We start from the raw sequence: 2957 nt of genomic DNA on the forward strand, positions 1-2957 counted from the left end.
CATGGTTCTTCCTCCCAACCAGACAATCAGCGTGCGACGGGCATGGTGAACTCAGCGCCTTTTGAGATGCTCTCGGGCCAGCGCTGCATGATGGATTTCTGCTTGGTGTAGAAGCGCACGCCCTCTTCGCCGTAGGCGTGGGTGTCGCCGAACAGGCTTTTCTTCCAGCCGCCAAAGCCGTGCCAGGCCATCGGCACCGGGATCGGCACGTTCACACCGACCATGCCAACCTGAATCTGACGCCCGAACTCGCGCGCGGCGTTGCCGTCGCGGGTGAAGATGCTCACGCCGTTGCCGAACTCGTGGTCGTTGATCAGCTGCACACCCTCAGCGAAGCTGTCGACGCGGATACAGGATAGAACCGGGCCAAAGATTTCCTCTTTGTAGATGGTCATGTCCTTGGTGACATTGTCGAACAGGCTGCCGCCCATCCAATAGCCATCCTCGTGACCCTCAACCGTGTAGCCACGGCCATCGACCACCAGATCCGCGCCTTCTTCGACACCTTTGGCGATGTAGCCGGTGATCCGCTCATGCGCCGCCCTGGTGACGATCGGGCCCATTTCGGCGTCCATCTCGACCCCGTTCTTGACCTTCAGCGAGGCCAGACGTTCCGCGATCATCGGCACGATCTTGTCGGCCACGTCGCCCACCAGCGTGGCCACCGAGATCGCCATGCAGCGCTCGCCAGCCGAGCCATAGGCCGCGCCCATCAGCGCATCCACCGCCTTGTCCAGATCGGCGTCGGGCATCACCAGCATGTGGTTCTTGGCCCCACCCAACGCCTGCACGCGCTTGCCGTGCCGCGCGCCGGTCTCGTAGATGTAGTTCGCAATCGGGGTCGAGCCGACGAAGGAAATCGCCTGCACGTCGGGGTGCTCCAACAGCGCGTCCACGGCCACCTTGTCGCCCTGCACCACGTTGAAGACGCCATCGGGGAAACCGGCCTCTTTCATCAGCTCGGCATACATCAACGAGGGTGTCGGGTCGGTCGGCGAGGGCTTCAGGACAAAGGTGTTGCCCGCCGCAATCGCCACCGGGAACATCCACATCGGCACCATGACGGGGAAGTTGAACGGGGTCACGCCCGCCACCACGCCCAGCGGCTGGCGCAGGGTCCAGTTGTCGATGCCGGTCGAGACCTGATCGGTGAAATCACCCTTGAGCAGCTGCGGGATGCCGCAGGCGAACTCGACGATATCAATGCCGCGCTCAACCTCGCCGCGGGCGTCGGTGAAGACCTTGCCATGCTCGGCGGTAATCGCGCGGGCCAGATCGTCCTTGTGCTCGTTCAGCAGGTTCAGGAACTTGTTCATCAAACGCGCGCGGCGGATCGGAGGCATGTTCGACCAGGCCGGAAACGCCGCCTTGGCCGCCGCAACCGCCTTGTCCACATCCGCCACCGAGGCCAGATCAACCTGACCGGTCAGAGCCCCCGTCGCCGGGTTGAACACGTCCTGAGTGTTGGTGCGCGCACCGCCGTAAACCTCACCATTGATGTAATGGCCGATTGCAGTCGTCGTCATGGATGCCTCCTCATTGAGTTGGCCCAATCTTCCAAAACCGGCGCAAACAAATCCAATGACTAATCGAGTCATATGATATAAGCAGAATTAATATGAGACCCATCTCGGACATCCGCATCCTCAACGCATTCGTCGCCGTCGCGCAGGAAGGCAATATCTCGCGCGCTGCGAAGCAATTGCATCTCACGCAGCCAGCCGTCAGCCTTCAGTTAAAACGCCTGTCTGAAGATTCCGGGCTGGAACTGTTCCATCGCACCTCGAAAGGGGTAGAGCTGACGCGCGACGGGGAAGCGCTTGTGGCCAAAGCAGAAAAAGTGCAGGCCGCCCTTGCCGAATTCGGCCAGACAGCGCGCCGGATAAACGGAAACGTCCGGGGCACGCTGCAGCTTGGAACCATTGTTGATCCCGACTTCATACGCCTTGGCGCGTTTCTGGCCGCGCTCGTGGACGGGTATCCTGATCTGCAAACAAAGCTTGTGCATGGTATAAGCGGAGATGTCGTACACCGCTTGCTGAGCGGGCAAGTGGATGTGGGGTTTTTCCTGGGTGATTTGGATGATTTTGAGCCGAACCGGGAAGATCCCACTGAATCGATCTTCTTCCAGCGGGAACTGACCAAATTTACGTACAGGGTGATAGCGCCGGTTGGCTGGGACAAGCGCTTGGCCGGCAAGGACTGGCCTGCCCTGGCTGCGCTGCCCTGGATCGGAACGCCCGAAAAATCTGTGCACAACCGTCTGCTGACGCGCGTGTATGAAAATCTTGGCTGCCAGCCCGAGCCGGTATGTCTGGTTGATCAGGAACCCTCGATGTTGGCAATGGTCCGCTCGGGCATTGGGCTTAGCCTCTGTCGAGAGTCGATTGCGCTTGAGGAAATGCAGTCCCGGGGGATTGCGATTTCGGACAATGTGAAAATCGAAACCTGCCTGCGTTTCGTGACCCTCGCGACCCGAAAAGACGAGCCGAATGTCGAAGCCGCATTTGACGCCTTAAGCACCACCTGGAACTAGCGACGGTATTTCTCGGGCGGTTTGAGCCGGCCAGCTTGTTGAGATTTGAGGCGCGCATTTGCGATTGTGACGCGTTTGCTGGCGATGGCTGAGAGACAGACCTTTGGGCATCTCTGCCACCTTGTTGCCCCGCGTCTCCACTGTGTGAGCCTGCCAAGCATGGTCCCGATCCGGGTGCGGCGCTTGTCGTATTCGGCGATTTTCTTGCGTTGCCTTTGGCCGGGGATGCAGGCTTGTATCCGTTTGTCGTTCAAGGGCGCCTCGGGCCCCGCCGAAGCCCCGGCCGCGATCACCAGGCAGCCAATCAACAACCGCCAGACCGCCAAGCAGCGCCCGCGCGCCCGTCTGACAAAAAAGATCAAACATGCTCACCGCTCGGCGCTCAGACCGTCAAACACCACAAAACCAAAGCACAAAAAAA

At 60.2% G+C, this 2957-nt stretch carries 2 protein-coding genes and 1 pseudogene; 1 reads left to right on the forward strand and 2 read right to left on the reverse strand.

Annotated features, from left to right (window positions below; translation table 11 throughout):
• Positions 1-26: 26 nt before the first annotated feature.
• A complete protein-coding gene (locus ACR0CR_RS20365; RefSeq protein WP_480602734.1) occupies positions 27-1526 on the reverse strand; it encodes a CoA-acylating methylmalonate-semialdehyde dehydrogenase in 1500 nt (499 codons plus the stop codon).
• A gap of 92 nt (positions 1527-1618) precedes the next feature.
• Here ACR0CR_RS20365 and ACR0CR_RS20370 point away from each other — a divergent pair, with 92 nt between their 5' ends.
• Positions 1619-2536: a LysR family transcriptional regulator gene (locus tag ACR0CR_RS20370; protein ID WP_480602737.1), complete on the forward strand. Its 918-nt coding sequence runs from the start codon at positions 1619-1621 to the stop codon at positions 2534-2536.
• Here the strand turns inward: ACR0CR_RS20370 and ACR0CR_RS20375 are convergent.
• A pseudogene (locus ACR0CR_RS20375) lies at positions 2533-2878 on the reverse strand (hypothetical protein); the annotation flags it as partial. The gene ACR0CR_RS20370 and the pseudogene ACR0CR_RS20375 sit on opposite strands and share 4 nt — an antisense overlap.
• Between the last annotated feature and the right edge of the window lie 79 nt (positions 2879-2957).

Source organism: Ruegeria sp. AM2, from assembly GCF_056540685.1.